Consider the following 19,073-nt stretch of genomic DNA (forward strand, 5'->3'; position numbering starts at 1 on the left):
AAGGTTACTACTAACCTTTTGTATACTACTAACTTTTCACAAGCAAATGTACATAATTTTGTCAGATAATTTAAAATTTAAAATATGAAACAAATTTTGCACATTATCTCAAGCCCGAGAATAGAAGTATCTGCAAGCAGAAAATTAGGAAATTCAATATTAGAAAAAATTCAGGAAAAATATCCTGACAGTATAATAAAAGAGCGTGATCTGACAAAAAATCTTGTTCCTCTTTTGGAAGAAATTCACATCAATTCATTTTTTACTCCGGCAGAAAGCCGTTCTCCGGAACAGGAAATTATCAATCAATATTCCGAAGGATTAATTTCTGAATTACAGGAATCTGACATTATAATCGTTGAATCGCCGATGTATAATTTTTCGGTTCCGGCAACATTAAGAGCATATTTTGATTATACTTCAAGAGCAGGATATACCTTTCAATACAGTGAGAAGGGTCCTGAAGGATTGCTGAAAAACAAGAAATTATATATCGCTTTTTCTTCGGGGAATATATATTCTAAAGGTCCTTATCAGGTTTATGATTCCAATGTACCGTACATCAAAAACGTTTTTGGCTTCTATGGAGTTACCGACGTTAGTGTTTTTCGTGCAGAAGGTCTATCCATTCCGGGAATTCAGGAAAATGCACTGGAAAATGCTATTGAAAGCATTATGATTGATTAATATTTAATTAGTTGTTAATAAAAACAAGGGCCTTTCAAAATTTGAAAAGCCTTTGTTTATGTATTATTCCTAAGCTTCAAAAAGCAATCGCTCCCCGAATTTTCCCTCACTGATTTTTCCGTTATCGTAAACCAGATTTCCGTTAACAAAAGTATGTGTTACTTGAGAATGGAAATTCATCCCTTCCAACGGACTCCAGCCACATTTGTAAAGGATATTGTTTTTTTCAACCGTCCAGTTTTCATTTAAATCAACCAAAACCAAATCTGCTTTATATCCTACCCTAACAAAACCTCTTTTCTCAACTCTGAAAAGAATAGCCGGGTTATGGCACATTTTTTCAACGATTTTCTCTAAAGAAATCTTTCCGTTGATATGATTTTCAAGCATGACAACCAAAGAATGCTGAACCAAAGGTGCTCCAGAAGGACATTTAGTGTAGACATTCTGTTTTTCTTCCCAGGTGTGAGGTGCGTGATCGGTTGCAATGACATCAATTCTGTCATCCAACAACGCTTCCCAAAGTCCGTCTTTGTCTTTTTGGGTTTTTACGGCAGGATTCCATTTGATTAGTCCACCTTTGGTATCGTAATCTTCATTTGTGAAAGTCAGGTGATGCACGCAAACTTCTGCTGTAATTTTTTTATCTTTTAATGGAATATCATTTCTGAAAAGCTCCATTTCCTTTGCTGTTGACAAATGAAAAACATGCAGTCTTGCTCCCGTTTTTTTTGCCAGCTCAACTGCTTTTGAAGAAGATTTATAACAAGCTTCTTCACTTCTTATCAAATGGTGGAATTTCACGGGAATATCTTCACCGTATTGATCTAAATATTTTTGGGTATTTGCTCTAATTGTTGCTTCATCTTCACAATGCACAGCGATCAGCATTTTTGTATTGCTGAAAATATTCTCCAGCGTTTCTGGATTGTCTACCAGCATATTTCCTGTTGATGAGCCTAAAAATAATTTAATTCCGGGAACATTTTTAGGATTTGTTTTTAAAACTTCCTCTAGATTATCATTCGTTCCGCCCATCATAAATCCGTAATTGGCATATGCTTTCTGAGAAGCAATTTGATATTTATCCGCAAGCAATTCCTGAGTTACCGCATTCGGAACGGTATTTGGCTGGTCGATAAAACTTGTAATTCCACCTGCAATTGCCGCTTTTGATTCAGTTTCTATATCACCTTTATGCGTTAAACCCGGATCACGAAAGTGTACCTGGTCATCAATCACTCCAGGCAAAAGATATTTTCCGGCCGCATCGATTACCTCATCCGCTTCTTCAGAAATATTTTTTTGTATTTTAGAAATTAAATCATTTTCAATAAGAAGATCGCTTTCAACAGTTTTTCCTTCGTTGACGATTCTTACGTTTTTTATAAGGATTTTCATTTTTTACTTTTAAATATAAAGATTTGTATTGCACAAATTTAATATTTTCAGCAGTGATTTTTAAACATCAATCAGAAAATTGTGAATTCTAATATTTACATTTGCATTTTAAAAAAATAAATTTGTACAAGAAATTATTTGGACAAACCGCAGTATATGGGTTGAGTTCGGTTCTGGTGAGGATCTTTCCTTTCCTGATTGCACCCATTGTTACCAAAGCGTTCGGTCCCTCTGCATCTTCTCCTTTTGTAGACTGGTATTCGATAGCGGGCGTTATCACCGTTTTTTTGACTCACGGAATGGAAACCTCTTTTTTCCGTTTTGCGCAGGAAGGTGAGATCGATAAAAAAACTTTGGTATCCACTTCTGCACTCAGCATCTTAGGAATCGGTTTTTTATATCTTATTTTAGGATATGTATTCAGGCAGGATCTTGCAAACGCTTTTGAAACGCCGGATCAGGTCAATTACCTTGTTATTTTTCTATTTATTCTTTCGTTTGACGCTTTTGCGACGATTCCGTCAGCCGTTTTACGTCTTGAAGGAAAACCTGTAACCTATATGCTTTCCAAAGTTATAGGATCATTAGTGTATTATTTTTTAGTTGTATTTTTTATCAAATGGCTTCCTCATTATCCGGACGGAATTCTAGGAATTAAATATGATCCTAAAATAGGCGTCGGATATGTTTTCATCGCCAATTTGGTACAGAGTATTATCACATTAGCCATCGTCGGGAAAGAATTTGTGAATTTCAGCATCCATAAATTTGATTTTAAACTTTGGAAAAGAATCATGAGCTATTCCTGGCCGGTAATGATTGCAGGACTTGCAGGAATTATCAACCAGACTTTGGATCGGCAGTTCCTTAAATATTTGCTTCCGAAAGAGGAAGCAAAGCATCAGATCGGCGTGTATGGCGCCGTTTATAAGATTGCAACATTTATTACTGTTTTCCGCCAGGCTTATCAGTTGGGAATCGAGCCCTACTTTTTTTCTAGTTTTAAAGATAAAAGCAATCATAAAACCTATGCAGTCCTGATGGATGTTTTCGTGATCTGCAACTGTCTTATCTATATCGGTTTGATGGTCAACCTTCAGTGGATTTCCGAAAGATATTTAAAAAATCCACTGTATTTTGAAGGAATTGAGATCATTCCTTTTGTAATGCTCGGCGCATTGTTTTTAGGAATTTACCTGAATCTTTCGATATGGTATAAACTATCTGATCAGACGAGAGTGGGTTTATACATTTCTCTTATCGGAGCGGCAATAACGATATTCATCAACTTTACTTTTATTCCTGTATACGGATATTGGGCGAGTGCGTTTGCTGCATTGATTACATATAGCAGCATGATGGTTATTTCTTATATTTGGGGTAAAATACAATATCCAATCCATTATAACATAAAAAAAATTGCCGTTTACCTATCATTATCGATTGCAATATCAATGATTTCGTTTTATCTTTTCCGATATAATTATTTAATTGGAAACGGATTATTTATCTTATTCATCGCATTCTTGGTCTACAATGAAAGAACGATGATCAACAAAATACTAAGAAAATCTTAAATTTAAATTAAACTATAAAACATATGAAAATTATTGTACCAATGGCTGGTCGTGGTTCAAGATTACGTCCGCATACCCTTACAGTTCCAAAACCTCTGATCCCGATTGCAGGAAAACCCATTGTACAAAGATTAGTAGAAGATATTGCTAAAGTTGCCGGAGAAGAAATAGAAGAAGTAGCATTCATTATTGGTGATTTTGGCGATGAGGTTGAAAAATCTCTGCTTCAGATCGCTGAAAGATTAGGTGCGAAAGGAAGCATTTATCACCAGGTTGAGCCACTTGGGACTGCACACGCAATCAAATGCGCAGAAGATTCTATGCAGGGAAATGTAGTCGTGGCTTTTGCAGATACCCTTTTCCGTGCAGATTTTGTTTTGGATAAAGAATCTGACGGTGTGATCTGGGTAAAAAGTGTTGAAGATCCTTCTGCGTTCGGAGTTGTAAAATTAGACAATCTAGGTTTTATCACAGATTTTATTGAGAAACCTCAAACTTTTGTTTCAGACTTAGCCATTATCGGTATTTATTATTTCAACAGTGCTGAAAAACTGATGGATGAGATCAATTATATCATTTCAAACGATATCAAAAACGGCGGTGAATACCAGCTGACTCTTGCCCTTGAAAACCTTAAGGCTAAAGGTGCAAAATTCAGTTCGGGGCAGGTGAATGACTGGATGGATTGCGGAAACAAAAATGCAACCGTCGAAACCAACTGTAAAATTCTTGCCTATGAAAAAGAGGAAATGTCTCATTTTGCAGCTACATCTGTTGTTGAAAACTCTCTGATTATTCCACCTTGTTTTATCGGCGAAAACGTGAAGATTTTTAATTCAAAAATCGGCCCCGGAGTTTCTATTGGAAATAACACTGTGATTATCAATTCAAATATCGAAAATTCTTTAATCCAGGAAAATACAAAAATTAATCACGGGAACCTTTCTAACTCAATGATTGGTAATTCTGCCCAATATTTTGGGGTTGCAAGAGAGATTTCTTTAGGTGATTTTTCGGTTTTAGATTTTCTGAATAAAGATTAATTTCACTTAAAATAAATTGACGCCAGACCGCACAACGTGTTTTGTATGGTTTGGCGTTAATATTGTACCCTATTGATTTAAAAAATATATGAAAAAGTGGATCACGTTATTGCTGGCAACACTGGTTATACTTTCTTGTAAAACCAGAAAAAATGCTGTGCAGAACCCCTCTGAAAATGACAGTATTCAGGTTGTAAATTCAGATAATAAAAAACCGATAGATGCCGGCAAAAATATATCCGACCGATTGACTTTTTACGAAAGTATTTATATCCATCCGAAATTTGAGCAGATTAAGATCAACAGCAAAATTACGGCTGATAATATAAGGGTAAGTCCGTTAGATGCGACGATTTATATTGAAAGTGATAAAAAAATATGGTCAAATATTAATTTTCTTTTTTTTAATGCGGCCAGAGCAATTATTACTCCTGACGGCATTAAGGCAGTTGACAAATACAATAAAAATTATATTGATTCTGATTTTGAATATTTAAATAATTTACTGAATATCAATTTCATAGATTACAAAACTTTAGAAAAAATTCTTTTAGGAAGAACATTTTTAGTGGTAAGTGACAGGAATTCGAAAATCACGAAAAACATGCAGGGATACCAGCTTGAATCAATCGTCAATCAGAAAATTGTGACCAATGATCAGGAACGTGAGTATAAAATCACTATGCACTATTCCAACGATTATGATTTAATTTACGTTAAATTACAGGATGTGAAATCCGATGACGCAGTTGAAATCGTATATGATCAATGGGAGAGCTTTGAAAATAATCTCAGATTGCCGCAAAGTGTTAAAATAATTATAAAAGGTTCAAAAACAAGCCAGATTCTATTAGAAAATACGAAATTTGGCTTCACTAGGATGGAAACACCGTATTCAGTTCCAACCAATTATAAGAAAATTGAGATTCAATGATTAAAAAATTTAGCTTTTTAATAGGAATTTTGCTGTTCACGCTGCACTTTGGGCAAAAAAAAGAACAGTTACAGCAACAAAATGCCGAGCTTAAAAAACAAATTGCAAAAATAAATTCTGAGTTGGCGAAGACGAGAAACGATTCTAAACTTTCGATTTCGTATCTTACAAGTGTTAACCAAAAATTAGCTCTGAGAGAAAAGGTTTATAATAATACTCAAAAGGAGAAGAGATTTATAGAAGATGAGATTTATCTCCGTCAGCTCGAAATCAACAGGCAAAATCGTGAGTTAGCCGTTTTAAGAAAGAATTATGCACATGTTCTTGTTAACGCATATAAAAATAAAGGAGTTCAGAATAAAGTGACATTTATTCTCTCTTCAAAAGGTTTTGGAGAAGCATTAAGAAGAGTGCAATATCTAAAGCAGTATTCTGATTATCAGGACAAAAAAGCAGCAGAAATCACTAATGCTGCGGTTGAATTAAAAAGATCTGTAGAAAAGAAACGAAAATCTGCTGTTGAGAAAGAAAATTTATTGGTCAATCAGCAGAAAGATCTGACAACAATCAGTGCCGAGCGGAAGCAGAAAGAGCAGTTAGTCAATGATTTTAAAAAGAATGAAACTAAACTTGCCGGAGAATTAAGACAAAAACAAACTCAGTCGAAAGCACTTGAAGGGCAGATACGATCTATCATCGCAGAGGAAATTCGCAAAGCAAAAGCAGAAGAAGAATCTCGGAAAAAAGCAGAAGCAGAAAAAATACGTCTGGCAAAAATAGCTGCTGACAGAGAGAAAGCAAAAATTGATGCAGAAAATAAAGCAAGAGCTGATGCATTAGAAAGAGAAAGGAAAATAGCTGAAGCTGAAGCTAAAAAAGCTGCTGATTTTGCTGCAAAAAGAGCTGAAGAAGAAAGGAAGAGAACTGAAGATGCAGCGAAAAGTGAGGCAAGTGCTAAAGACGAATCAAGAAAAGTTGCCGCAAAAAAAGCATCAGATGATGCAGCATTACGATCAAGAGAAGCCGCAACAAAACTGGCTGCAGCAAAAGCAGCTGAAGCAGCATTAGAGAAGAAAACAAACGATGATAAGAAAGCCGCAGAAACTAAGGCAATGACCAATTACGGGGTTTCTACATCAGCAGGAAATAGTTTTGCAGCAAATAAGGGAAGATTGGCAATGCCTGCATACGGTACCATTACACACCGTTTCGGGAGACAGCCACATCCTGTATTTAAAAATATTGTTGAAGAAAACAACGGGATTAAAATTTCGGTAGCAAAAGGTACCAGCGCAAAAGCAGTTTTTCCGGGTACAGTTTCTTCAGTAATGCCTTCATCTGACGGCACAAAAACAGTTTTGATAAAGCATGGAGATTATTTCTCCATTTATTCAAACCTCAGCAATAATACGGTATCAAAAGGCCAACAGGTTTCTGCAGGGACTTCTGTAGGTACCGTTGCCCAGGATTTTGATGGCTCGTTTACCTTAGATTTCCAGATTTGGAGAGGTGATACACCGGTAGATCCTTTAGGTTGGGTTTCATATTAAAAAAATATTAACTTTGTAAAAATTTAAGAAATGTATACACTTACAATACTGTCATTATCTTGGCAACATATTCTGATCGTTGCGATCATTCTTTTACTTCTTTTCGGGGGAAAAAAAATTCCGGAATTGATGAGAGGTATGGGATCTGGAATTAAAGAATTTAAAGATGCTGTAAAAGAAGAAGATAAGCCGGTGACTAAAACCGAGAATCCATCTTCAACTACTACCAATAATACCAGCAACTAAAAACTTTTTATCCGAAATGAATTTCAGCGACATTGCTTGGGAAATCTTCAATAAATCAATTGAAGACTACCATGTTTTAGATAACATCGAAACGCCAATTAATAATACATTTCCTATCGACAGTTTGGAACGGATTTTGTATGCTAAAAACTGGATTGATACCGTTCAATGGCATTTGGAAGATATTATTAGAGACGAAAATATAGATCCTGTTAATGCACTTCAGCTGAAAAGAAGCATTGATGCTTCTAACCAGAAAAGAACAGATTTAGTTGAATTTATAGATAGTTGGTTTCTAGAAAAATATAAAAATAGCGCTCCAAAAATTGATGCGAAGATAAATACCGAAACTCCAGCTTGGGCTGTAGACAGATTATCTATACTTGCGCTGAAGGTTTATCATATGTCATTAGAAGCCAATAGAGCATCAGCTTCCGAAGAGCATCGTATAAATTGTCAAAAAAAATTAGATGTACTTCTTGATCAGAAAGAAGATCTATCTACTTCAATTAGTCAATTGCTTACTGATATTGAGAACGGTGATGTTAAGATGAAAGTGTACAAACAGATGAAAATGTACAATGATGAAAGTCTTAACCCAATCCTTTATCAAAAGGAGCAAAAATGAAACCACTATATTTCGGATTACTTTTATTAATCACCATATCCTGCGCCACAGAAAAACCTAACGTTTCTCCCTTGTCTAATGGCTTTTACAGTGAGGCGAAGAAGGCTGAAGCAGATGCAGAATCTAATGATAGTTTTTCTATCAACATCAATGAAAATATAAACGCTGCAGAAATCACTAATTTGATTTCAACTTTTCCCAAATTTAAAAATTCAGCGGTAAATGTAGAGGTCAGTACTTTAAAGTATACCTTACAGAATTATTTATATGCTATCGATGCTGGTAATATTTCCGGAAAAAACAAAACTCTAAATAGTTTAGAAAAATCTTACAAAAAAATTCAGAAACTCAGAAAATATCTCAATAAAGACGATAATGAGGTTCTTAACAGATATCTGGTAAGATTAAAAACCAATGTTACTTTTATTGAAAACTCGATAAACAGTAAAAAATAACTAATAATTAAATGATTAAAATTCAGGCGGAAGCTAATGTTCCTACCGATCATGGGAATTTCCGAATGATAGCTTTTTCTGAGGAGTCTAGTGATTGGATGCCTCATATGGCGATCATTGCCGAAAATACAGATCTCTCAAAGCCTGTCAACGTACGTTTCCATTCTGAATGTATCACTGGTGAAGTTTTTCATTCTCAAAAGTGTGAGTGCGGGCAACAGTTAGACGCTGCAATGAAATACATGCATGAAAATGGTGGCATCATCGTTTATCTTCGTCAGGAAGGAAGGAATATAGGAATTATCAACAAGCTAAAAGCTTACTCGCTTCAGGAAAAAGGCTTTGATACCGTTGCTGCTAATTTGGAGCTGGGCTTGCCTGCCGATGACCGAAATTTTGCTGTAGCCATAGAAATTCTCAATATTTTACAGATTAAAGATATTAATCTTTTAACAAATAATCCTGAAAAGGTGAAGTTTGTAAGGGAAAGCAATATCAATTTAAATTCAAGAATTCCTTTACAGATTCCGGCGAGTGACGCAAGCAGAGGATATTTACAGACAAAAAAAGATTACTTCGGGCATCTTTTGGATGATGAAGTTTAGATTTTTTAAAATTCAAACAAAAATTAAAGCTCTGAGAATTTCTCAGAGCTTTTTAATTATAAAACTAAAGGATTATAAATTAATTTTTTAATTTAATTTTAGATTCGTCAATTCCGTAATATTTAATAACTGCATTGTAATCTTTATGATCAATACTATTTTTACCTGTTTTAGCAGGAACTACAACCACTCTGAATCTTTTTCCCGCATAATATGTTGAATTTGCGTCTAAGTTCAATGTAGGGGTTGAATTTACATTTATTTGTATGTCGAATTTACTGAAATCAAAGTTATAATCTACCTCATCAATACTACCTACAAAAACTGTGTAAGGAAGCAGTCTCCATACGGGAGAATTATTAGCCGTTCCTGTTTGCATATAGATAAGTACTACATCAGACTCCACTAAAGGATCGTTAAATTCATCAGAAAACTGGTATAGATTGCTGCTGGATCTTATAAAAGTTGGCGAAATATCATAAGCGGTTGCATAAGTGTCATTATCTTCTACCTGTACCACTTCATCATTATCATCACAGCTTAATATGAATAAACCGGCAAATGCCAGCATTAGAATTGAAAGAAATTTTTTCATTTTATAAAATTTAATATTATTACTTACTATGCGGGATCAAAACATATACCAAAAAACTGAAAAACTTTGTTTCTGCTGTTTTTTTTAATTGTATTTTTGTTCTTATTCAAAAATCATGAACAAAGTAGCTTTTCAATTACTCTTCATTTTACTGTTTATCCATTCACAGATTTCTGCACAATACCAGCCGAAAAACATTTCTCAGTCAGATCAGAAAAAAGCTCAGCAATGGGTTGATAAAGCTTACAGCTCATTAACTCAGGATGAAAAGCTGGGGCAGCTATTTATTGTTGCACTGTATACCAATAAGGATGAAAACCACATCAATCAGGTTAGAAATATTGTCACTAGTGATAAAATCGGCGGGTTGATTTTGATGCAGGACGATGCAGCAAGAGAAATCAATTTAGTCAATGAATTTCAGCAAAAATCAAAAATTCCGTTAATGATCGGGATGGATGCTGAATGGGGAATTTACCAGAGAATTGCTGCTGCACACAAATTTCCGTGGGCGATGACTTTGGGAGCGATTCAGGATAAGAACCTGATTTATCAAATGGCCGCAAAAATCGCTGAGGACTGCAAAAGAATGGGTATCAACTGGGATTTTGCTCCGGTTGTAGATGTCAACACCAATCCAAACAATCCGATTATCGGAAACAGAAGCTTCGGGTCAGAAGTTTCTAATGTTACCCAATCTGCACTCTCCTACTCCAAAGGCTTGCAGGATAACAATATTTTGGCAGCTATCAAACATTTTCCGGGTCACGGCGATACAAGTACCGACTCACATTTAGACCTGCCGGTAGTCTCTCACTCATTAGAAAGATTAAATTCAATTGAATTGGCACCTTTCAAAGCTTTGATGAATAAAGGAATTGGCGGAGTGATGGTTGCTCATTTATATGTTCCAAGCTTAGAACCACAGAAAGGAATTCCCGCTTCAATTTCAAAAAATATCATCACAGGTCTATTAAAAGAAAAATTAGGCTACAAAGGTTTAATTATTACCGACGCTCTGAATATGGGTGCAGTTGCCAATAAATATCAACCAGGCGAATTAGATGCATTTGCTTTCAAGGCTGGAAATGACATTATGCTTTTTTCACAGGGTGTTGCAGAAGGTAAGAAACTGATTCAGAAAGCAATCGATAATGGCGAAATTTCACAATCAAGAGTGGAAGAAAGTGTAAAAAAGATTTTACTGACAAAATATTTTTTAGGATTAAATCAATACACTCCAAAAAATCCTGAAAATGTTAATCAAGACATCAATAATACTTCTCACAAAATATTGGTTCAGAATCTTTATGCAAATGCTTTAACTTTAATAAAAGACGAAAAGAAACTACTTCCTTTAAACTGTAAAAGCACCTGCTACTACGTTCCTTTGGAAGAAGCACCTTATCAGACTTTTGCAGATCAATTAAATTTAAACTCTACTGTCATTATTAAAAAAGCTTCGGAAATCAATAGCATTCCTGCAAATTCTACAGTGATTGTTGGTTTTCACAAGGATAATTCAACAGCGTATAAGCCGTACAAAATATCTGCTGAATCGAAAAAGGTTTTGGCAGACTTAACTAAAAATCAAAATGTAATTTTAAATATCTTCGGAAGTGCTTATGCATTGAAAGACATTGATATTTCAAAAGTTTCCACCGTTTTGGTTTCTTACGAAAACAATGATGATTCAATGACAGCAACTGCAAATGCCATCAATGGGAAAACAAATATATCAGGAAGGCTCCCGGTTTTGGTAAACGACCAACTGAAAGCGGGAATGGGAATTACATTAGAAGCCCCGCAATTTTCTAAATCAACAGAATTCACCACATCAAAATAAAATAAGATTAAATGAAATCCACTTTTAAGTATTTATTTGACTTATTAAAAACCAAAAATTAAATCAATGAAAATAGGCATACTTTGCTACCCAACATACGGCGGAAGCGGAATCGTAGCAACAGAACTCGGGATGTCTCTCGCCAATAAAGGCTATGAGGTGCATTTTATCAGTTCGGCCCTACCTGCAAGATTAGACATTACCAATCCCAATATTTTTTTTCACAAAGTAAATGTTCAGACCTATCCGCTTTTTCAGTATCAGCCTTACGATATCGCACTGAGCTCGATGATTTACCGTGTTGTGAATCTTTATAAATTAGATCTGCTTCATGCACATTATGCCATTCCGTATGCCTACGCGGCTTTTACGGCAAAACAAATGCTGAAAGAAGATAATAATGACATTCCTTTGGTGACTACTCTTCACGGGACCGATATTACGCTTGTGGGCCAACATCCCAGTTACAAGCATGCGGTAGAATTTTCTATCAATCAGTCTGACGCGATTACTTCTGTTTCTGAAAGCCTGAAAAAAGATACCCTGCAGTTTTTCCGTATCAAAAAAGAAATTCAGGTAATTACCAATTTCATCGATAATACCGAGTTTGAAGATCTTAATGAATGCCAGAGAACCCAGTTTGCCAGTGCTGATGAAAAAATACTGATCCACGTTTCCAATTTAAGACCTGTAAAACGTGTGGAAGAAGTGCTGCAGATTTTTAAAAGCGTCGAAAAGAAAGTTAAATCTAAATTGATCATCATCGGTGAAGGACCCGATATGGAGAAAGTAAATTCTTTCTTAGAAGAAAACCCGGAACTGATCTCTAAAATCCGTCTTTTAGGCAAAGTAAATGATTTGTACAGGATCTTGCGCTTGTCAGACGTATTCTTATTGCCATCTGAGCAGGAAAGTTTTGGTTTGGCAGCTCTTGAAGCGATGGCAGCAAATACGCCGGTTATCAGCTCCAATGCAGGTGGAATTCCTGAAGTTAATATTCAGGGTGAGACAGGATTTTTAGCTGAAATCGGAAATGTAGAAGCCATGAGCAATTACACAATTAAGCTTCTCAGCAATGAAGAATTGTTGGCTCAGATGAAAATCAATGCCAAAGAGCAGGCTATTAAATTTGATCTAAAAAATGTTCTTCCGATCTATGAAGAAATGTACAAAACAACGATTGCAAATTTTAAAAAGGAACCGGCAAAGGTTTAAAAATTCCAAATATTATTAATTAAATCAGAGTCAGTGCTCTGATTTTTTTTATGCCTTTATTTTTGAACCATCATATTTTAAATTCAAATTTTCTTACATTAGTGGTAACACAAAACACCACAGATGAACGAAAAATTATTACAATATCTTTGGAATTTTAAGGTATTCACTCATTTCAACTTTAGTGACCTCAAGGGAAACCCTATTGAAATTTTAGATTTCGGGAAATGGAATAGTGATTCCGGACCGGATTTCCTCATGGCAAAAATAAAAATCAATAATATTATTTTAGCCGGAAATATAGAACTTCATGTGAGGTCATCTGACTGGATTTTTCATCAGCATTCCAAAGATCCGAATTATGATAATATCATTCTGCATGTCGTTTTCCAAAATGATGCAGACATTGATGAATTAAGCAAAAAAAACATCCCTACGCTCGAGCTGAAAGACCATATTGACGAAAGCATTTTTAGCAAGTATGAAAAATTGTTGAAAGAAAGCCGGTTCATTGCCTGTGAAGATGTATTTAATCCCAATATAATTCCAGTTTATTTTTTCGAAGAAAGTTTATTAAAAAAGCTTGAAGAGAAATCTTCAGAACTTGAAAAAGACCTTGAAATTCATAAAAACAATTATGAAGCTGTTTTGTTTCACGCTCTCGCCTATGCTTTTGGATTAAAAGTAAATGCTCATCTATTTAAACAGATTGCAGAAAGCATTGATTTTACTGCTTTTAATAAAATCAGGCAAAATAAAATTCAGCTTGAAGCTTTACTTTTCGGAATTTCCGGCTGGCTAGAAAAGCCTGAAGACGAACAAATGAAGATATGGAAAAGAGAATTTGACTTTCTGAAAGCTAAATTTAATCTATCTGAACTTATCATTCGTCCTAAATTTTTAAGATTACGTCCGCCCAATTTTCCAACGATCCGTTTATCACAGTTGGCAGATCTCTATTACCAGCATCAGAATTTATTCTCAAAAATTATTAATTCTAAAAATTCTGATGAATTGATATCAATTTTTCAAAGCGTAAAAGCTTCTGAATATTGGGATAATCATTTTAATTTTGGAAAGATTTCAGGTGTCGACCAGCCGAAAGTTTTAACCAGAGATTTTATAGAGTTGATCATTCTTAATAGCATTTTACCTTTAAAATACAGCTATCACAAATATCAAAACGAAGAAATTGCAGATGAAATTCTGGAGTTTTATAAAAAAATTTCCGCTGAAAAAAACTCAATCATAAACGGCTGGAAAAATACAGGCTTAAGTATAAAAAATGCTTTGCAGACACAAAGTCTGATTTATCACTACAAAAATTACTGCACACCAAAAAATTGCTTAAATTGCAGCATCGGATTTAAAATTCTAAAAGATAATAATCATGTTTGATAACCTGCGTCACAAGATGGAAAGAGAATGGTTTGGGGTACTCACGAGAATGGGTGCTAAGCTTGGAATTCCTGTTTCTAAATTGCGGGTTTTCTTCATCTATTCTACCTTTGCAACAGCAGGATTTTTCTTTTTAATCTATTTGGGGCTGGCTTTTACCCTGTGGATAAAAGATATTTTCATCACCAGAAGACCCAGCGTTTTTGATTTATAAGTATGGAATTTATACAGATTACCTCACCCGACGATTACCGTGTACAAGTTATTTATGATTCTTATGCTTCAAGTTTTCCTGAAGACGAAAGAAGAGACTGGTACAAATTTGTACGTTTGTTTGAGCATCCGCAGGTCAAAGTTTTATCAGTTTTAAATGATTGTGAAAATATTGGTTATCTGGTGCTTTGGGAACTTGAAAATCACACTTTTGTAGAACATTTTGAGGTTTTTACAGAATTTAGAAATCAGAAACTAGGATCAAAAATTACAGAGTACCTAACTAAAAACCATCCGAGGATCATTTTAGAAATAGAGCCTGGAAATCTGAATGAAAATTCACAACGCCGTTTCTCATTCTACCAGAAAAACGGTTTCCATCTGATCGACGAGATGTACCTTCAGCCTAGTTACGGTGAAGGCAAAAACCCGCTTTCTTTATGGCTTTTATCTAACTATCACCCAGAAAATCTTAATCAGGTAAAAGATGAAATTTATGATGTTGTTTATCATTAATTTTTAGTTTGCTTTTAGAAAACAGTGAGGTGACAATAAAACAAAGTTCATCACGCTTTATTTTTGTGTCTGCGGAGCTTTGTATGAGGAGATTCTCGATAAAACAGCACGTTGAAATCTCATGAGATCTGCATCGCTGACAAAACCATATTTCAGAATACTTTTTCGCTCAAAACCGTTTGCTAAAACATAATATATAAAATGCTGGATCTGGGAACTTTCTATTTTTAAATCTGTAAAATACTGTGTGCCCAAAGCCATTGTGAGATAACCCATAAGATCTACATCCTCCCACTTATCTTTGACTTTTCCTATCGAAAATCCCTGTCCTTTTGGCTGTACAAATTCTCCCGGCCTAGCTGCAAGAATTCTAGGATCAGACTTTTGCTTAATATAAACAGCCAGATCACTTTTGAGTTTTTCAACTTTTTTTGGTGGATTTAAGGTTTTCGTATCTATCTTTAAATCTCCGGTCAGTAATTTTTTGATTTCAACTTCATCAATGAGCTTTGCAGTTCTTAAAAGCTTAATATTAATGGGTGAATTAATATTATCTTTAGTAACAATTGTATTGGCTCTTTCATAACCGATTTTGATAAAACGCAGGTTGTCATCCTGTCTTCCGGAAATCATAAAGTGGCCATCCTGATTGGTTGTCACACGCTCGTCTGTTCTGATGTTGATTACAGTGACATCATATAATTCAATATTTTCTTCAGAGATCACTTTCCCAAAAATAAAATTTTGGGCGTTGATGTTGACGAAGAAAAATAAAGACAAAATAAAGAGTAGTTTACATTTCACGGATTATTGTTTTATGCAGCAAAACTAAAGTAATTTTAATTGTATCTGAGAAATTTAACCACAGTTAACGCTTTTAGTAATTTTTTTTGAATTTTTCTTTTTCCAACTCTTAAAAACCCATTCTCAAATGTTAAAATTTCATTTATATTTTAATTAAATTGCAGTCTCAATCTTTCAAAAAAATGAATAATTCTTACACAGTCATCAATGCATCTGCGGGTTCGGGGAAAACGTATGCGCTTGTACAAAGACTGTTGATGATCTGTCTGCGATATCCTAATCAGCAGCATGCTATTCGTAATATTCTTGCGCTCACTTTTACCAACAAAGCAGCAAATGAAATGAAAGAAAGAATTTTGTCGTGGTTGGGAAACTTCACTGCTGAAAACTATAGGGATAATTCAGATTTAAAAAACATGCAGACGGCTTTTGAAAATGAAGACATAAAAATAACCATTGACGAGCTTCATTTCAGGTCAAAAAAAATGCTGGATTATGTTCTTCATAATTATTCTACTCTAAATATCGGAACGATTGACCGTTTCAACTCACGTCTGGTGCGAAGCTTTTCTTATGAGTTGGGCTTAGCTAAAAATTTTAATCTTGAGATTGATGCTGAACCTTTTTTGATTGAAGCTGTTGACAAAATGCTCGATCAGATCGGAGAAAATGACAGTATTTCAAATTCTTTTATGGATTATGTGGATTACAGTCTTGAAAATAATGAAAAAATAAATTTAAATAAAAACCTATACGATTCTGCAAAAGAATTTGTAAAAGACATTCATTACGAGCATCTTAAAAACAACAAAAGCTTTGACGACAGCAAGTACGAAGAAATTAAAAATACGCTTCGGAAAGAAATTGTCTTCAATAAAAAACATTCTTTAGAAATTGCCACACAATCAATCGAATTGTTTAAATCAAGATCGATTGAAGTTGATGATTTTTCGCAAGGTAAAAATGGAATCGGAGGGTTTTTTACTAAAATTGTAGACTTTTATAATAAAGAAAGACCCGGATTTCCGTTCCCTGCCAACGAGGAAAGCGCCTTAAATAATATTCTGAAAGGTGCAGCAACAAAATCTAAGCACAAAGAAGCAGAAATTTTGGAAATTCTTGAAAAGCTTCTGGAAAACAGAATGAAGCTCATTCTTTTATTTATTGAAACTCAGAAAAAAGAAAAAATATTGTCGGCGTTGCTTCCATTAAAGGTCAACAAAGATATTCAGGATGAGCTGAAAAAAATTGAGGAAGAAAATGATTTGGTACTCCTTTCAAAATTCAATATTCTAATCAACGAAAATCTTAAAAATGAACCTTCTGCTTTTATTTATGAAAAAGTGGGTTCGCAGTTTCAACATTATTTTTTTGATGAATTTCAGGATACTTCAGAACTGCAATGGCAGAATTTTATGCCTTTGAGAGATCATAGTGTTTCAACAGAAAATACTTCTTTTACTTTGGTTGGTGACCCGAAACAAAGTATCTACAGATTTCGCGGTGGAGAAAGCAAACTGATGCTCGACATCATCAATAAAAAAGAAATTTCACCGAAAGAAGCTGAATTATTGGTTTTAAAAGACAATTGGAGAAGTGCAAAAAATATCGTTCAGTTTAATAACGAACTATACCAATTTCACTCAATAAATTTAGAGGAAGAACATAAAAACATTTTCGGAGTTGACGCTAAGCAGAATTCAAAATCTAAAATCGAAGGTCGTGTAAAGGTTAATTTAATCGAAAACCTCACAAAGGAAGATTTTTACAACGACGTTTCCGAAAAAATGCAGAAAGACATTCAGGAATGTATTGATAACGGATTCAGGTTTTCCGACATTACGATTCTTTGTCGCGGTAACTTCGATATTTTCAGTTATTCTCAGAAATTGGGAAACTTGAAAGTAAAGTACAAAGATGAACAAACCAATATCAAAACGATTTCCGACAAAGGTCTGACTTTAGAATTATCAAACACTTTACAGGCGGTAATTCAATTTTTGAGATGGGAAACCAACCCGAAAAACAAACCGCATCTGATTATGCTGATGTTTTATCTGAACCGTTTGGGAAGAATAACGATGCGGGATTTCAGTTTGGATATAAAGGAAATTCTTTTGTTAGATTCTCACGAAGAGATTTTAGAGTTTATTCAAAACAAATATTCTCTCAAATTAAAACAGGATAATTTCCCGAAATTTAATCTTTATAATTTTGTAGAATACTACATTAATGAATTTGCAGTCGAACATAAAGAAACAGACTTTCTCCTCAATTTTCTGGAAATGCTTTTCAATTTTACTCAAAATGCAGGTGCTAGCACAAAAGAATTTCTAAAATATTGGGATGAGGAAGCTTCTAAACATACGATTCAGGCTTCTGAAAATATTGATGCTATCCAAATCATGACCATCCACAAAGCGAAAGGGCTCGAATTTCCGATCGTTTTGATTCCTTTGGAAAATAAAAATTCTGACAGCCAGTTCAACAATTGGTTTGACACGGGTGATGATGATGCATTGAAATCTGTAAATATCAACCAGTTTAATAAAAATCTTGAAGCATACGATCCGGAGATTGAAAAATTTAATAAAATAAATTCCTATAAAAATTTTGTTGACCGGCTTTGCCTGCAGTACGTGGCCACAACGAGACCTGTGGAACAGCTTTTCTTTTATCTTCAAAAAGCCAATAAAACTTCAAATAATCTGGAGATTTTAGAATTTATTCAATCAAAAAACATAGAGAATCTTGATGAGTTTGATCTGTATCGAACCGATCCTGAAATGCTTACCAAGCATACTCAACATAAAAGCTCATCATACAAGACCAAAGACATTCAAAATCTGAATAATAAACATGAAAAGAGTACTTCAATAAAAATAGCTACTCCTTCAAAAACCTATCAGGAACGCAACAAAAAAGTACGGACCGGGATTTTCGTTCATGAATTGCTCTCAAAAATCAATACCGAAAAAGACATCGAAAAAGTGCTTGCATGCTATACTCTTGAAGGTTTGATCACGCTGGAAGAAAAAGAAGAAATACAAAATAATTTAAAAGAAATTATCAACAATTATTCAGAATTTTTTGATGAAAAATGGGAAGTCATTAATGAAAAAGACATTATGATTTCTGAAGGAGGAATCAGCAGAATTTATCGTCCTGACCGTATTTTAAAAAGCACTGAAGGCTATATTATCATTGATTTCAAAACCGGACAAGAGTCTGGTAAAAACGAAAAACAGATTGAAACTTATAAAATGGTTTTGGAAAGTTTAGGGATGAAGGTTTTGAAAACGCAATTGATTTATTTATAAAAAACACAAAGTTTTATAAAAAAGCTTCAATTCTTGATAT

Annotated in this window: 18 protein-coding genes; 15 read left to right on the forward strand and 3 right to left on the reverse strand. The window is 34.4% G+C overall.

Going from position 1 to position 19,073, the window contains the following annotated elements:
- The first annotated feature begins 84 nt into the window (after positions 1 to 84).
- A complete protein-coding gene (locus tag K0U91_RS04120) occupies positions 85 to 687 on the forward strand; it encodes an FMN-dependent NADH-azoreductase (protein WP_220180652.1) in 603 nt (200 codons plus the stop codon).
- 69 nt (positions 688 to 756) lie between these two features.
- Here the strand turns inward: K0U91_RS04120 and K0U91_RS04125 are convergent, their stop codons facing one another.
- Entirely contained in the window at positions 757 to 2,088 is a 1,332-nt protein-coding gene (locus tag K0U91_RS04125; RefSeq protein WP_220180653.1) for a dihydroorotase, read from the reverse strand.
- Between the two features lie 122 nt (positions 2,089 to 2,210).
- On the opposite strand from K0U91_RS04125, the gene K0U91_RS04130 reads away from it, so the two are divergent.
- The 8 genes from K0U91_RS04130 to ribA all read left to right on the forward strand — a co-directional run bounded on the left by K0U91_RS04130 (position 2,211) and on the right by ribA (position 9,126).
- Positions 2,211 to 3,665, forward strand: a complete 1,455-nt coding sequence (locus tag K0U91_RS04130) for a lipopolysaccharide biosynthesis protein (RefSeq protein WP_220180654.1) — start codon at positions 2,211 to 2,213, stop codon at positions 3,663 to 3,665.
- 23 nt (positions 3,666 to 3,688) lie between these two features.
- A complete protein-coding gene (locus K0U91_RS04135) occupies positions 3,689 to 4,708 on the forward strand; it encodes a sugar phosphate nucleotidyltransferase (RefSeq protein ID WP_220180655.1) in 1,020 nt (339 codons plus the stop codon).
- Positions 4,709 to 4,796: 88 nt separating this feature from the next.
- Positions 4,797 to 5,642 (forward strand): DUF4292 domain-containing protein, encoded by an 846-nt coding sequence (locus K0U91_RS04140; RefSeq protein WP_220180656.1) that lies wholly within the window; start codon positions 4,797 to 4,799, stop codon positions 5,640 to 5,642.
- A complete protein-coding gene (locus tag K0U91_RS04145) occupies positions 5,639 to 7,192 on the forward strand; it encodes a murein hydrolase activator EnvC family protein (protein WP_220180657.1) in 1,554 nt (517 codons plus the stop codon). The genes K0U91_RS04140 and K0U91_RS04145 overlap by 4 nt, the downstream gene beginning before the upstream one ends.
- A gap of 30 nt (positions 7,193 to 7,222) precedes the next feature.
- The gene (locus tag K0U91_RS04150; protein WP_219971605.1) at positions 7,223 to 7,438 is read left to right on the forward strand and encodes a twin-arginine translocase TatA/TatE family subunit; all 216 of its coding nucleotides are present in this window, start codon (positions 7,223 to 7,225) and stop codon (positions 7,436 to 7,438) included.
- A 16-nt stretch (positions 7,439 to 7,454) separates the two neighbouring features.
- On the forward strand, positions 7,455 to 8,066 hold the full coding sequence (locus K0U91_RS04155; RefSeq protein ID WP_220180658.1) for a DUF4254 domain-containing protein: 612 nt from the start codon (positions 7,455 to 7,457) through the stop codon (positions 8,064 to 8,066).
- Positions 8,063 to 8,521, forward strand: a complete 459-nt coding sequence (locus K0U91_RS04160; protein WP_220180659.1) for a hypothetical protein — start codon at positions 8,063 to 8,065, stop codon at positions 8,519 to 8,521. The genes K0U91_RS04155 and K0U91_RS04160 overlap by 4 nt, the downstream gene beginning before the upstream one ends.
- A gap of 11 nt (positions 8,522 to 8,532) precedes the next feature.
- Positions 8,533 to 9,126 (forward strand): GTP cyclohydrolase II, encoded by a 594-nt coding sequence (gene ribA, locus K0U91_RS04165; RefSeq protein ID WP_219971601.1) that lies wholly within the window; start codon positions 8,533 to 8,535, stop codon positions 9,124 to 9,126.
- Positions 9,127 to 9,205: 79 nt separating this feature from the next.
- Here the strand turns inward: ribA and K0U91_RS04170 are convergent, their stop codons facing one another.
- Complete coding sequence (locus tag K0U91_RS04170) at positions 9,206 to 9,721, reverse strand: hypothetical protein (protein ID WP_220180660.1); 516 nt, start codon at positions 9,719 to 9,721, stop codon at positions 9,206 to 9,208.
- Positions 9,722 to 9,836: 115 nt separating this feature from the next.
- Here K0U91_RS04170 and K0U91_RS04175 point away from each other — a divergent pair, with 115 nt between their 5' ends.
- The 5 genes from K0U91_RS04175 to K0U91_RS04195 all read left to right on the forward strand — a co-directional run bounded on the left by K0U91_RS04175 (position 9,837) and on the right by K0U91_RS04195 (position 14,909).
- Positions 9,837 to 11,567 (forward strand): glycoside hydrolase family 3 protein, encoded by a 1,731-nt coding sequence (locus tag K0U91_RS04175; RefSeq protein WP_220180661.1) that lies wholly within the window; start codon positions 9,837 to 9,839, stop codon positions 11,565 to 11,567.
- A 66-nt stretch (positions 11,568 to 11,633) separates the two neighbouring features.
- A complete protein-coding gene (bshA, locus tag K0U91_RS04180; RefSeq protein WP_219971594.1) occupies positions 11,634 to 12,782 on the forward strand; it encodes an N-acetyl-alpha-D-glucosaminyl L-malate synthase BshA in 1,149 nt (382 codons plus the stop codon).
- Between the two features lie 123 nt (positions 12,783 to 12,905).
- On the forward strand, positions 12,906 to 14,180 hold the full coding sequence (locus tag K0U91_RS04185; protein WP_220180662.1) for a DUF2851 family protein: 1,275 nt from the start codon (positions 12,906 to 12,908) through the stop codon (positions 14,178 to 14,180).
- Positions 14,173 to 14,394 carry a PspC family transcriptional regulator gene (locus K0U91_RS04190; protein WP_034678114.1) on the forward strand — a complete coding sequence of 74 codons (222 nt, stop codon included), beginning with the start codon at positions 14,173 to 14,175 and terminating at the stop codon, positions 14,392 to 14,394. The genes K0U91_RS04185 and K0U91_RS04190 overlap by 8 nt, the downstream gene beginning before the upstream one ends.
- A gap of 2 nt (positions 14,395 to 14,396) precedes the next feature.
- A complete protein-coding gene (locus tag K0U91_RS04195; RefSeq protein ID WP_220180663.1) occupies positions 14,397 to 14,909 on the forward strand; it encodes a GNAT family N-acetyltransferase in 513 nt (170 codons plus the stop codon).
- 57 nt (positions 14,910 to 14,966) lie between these two features.
- Here the strand turns inward: K0U91_RS04195 and K0U91_RS04200 are convergent, their stop codons facing one another.
- On the reverse strand, positions 14,967 to 15,713 hold the full coding sequence (locus K0U91_RS04200; protein WP_220180664.1) for a carboxypeptidase-like regulatory domain-containing protein: 747 nt from the start codon (positions 15,711 to 15,713) through the stop codon (positions 14,967 to 14,969).
- Positions 15,714 to 15,895: 182 nt separating this feature from the next.
- Here K0U91_RS04200 and K0U91_RS04205 point away from each other — a divergent pair, with 182 nt between their 5' ends.
- Complete coding sequence (locus K0U91_RS04205) at positions 15,896 to 19,033, forward strand: UvrD-helicase domain-containing protein (RefSeq protein ID WP_220180665.1); 3,138 nt, start codon at positions 15,896 to 15,898, stop codon at positions 19,031 to 19,033.
- The last annotated feature ends 40 nt before the right edge of the window (positions 19,034 to 19,073 follow it).

The sequence above is a fragment of the Chryseobacterium sp. LJ668 genome (assembly GCF_019613955.1).
Classification (GTDB): domain Bacteria; phylum Bacteroidota; class Bacteroidia; order Flavobacteriales; family Weeksellaceae; genus Chryseobacterium.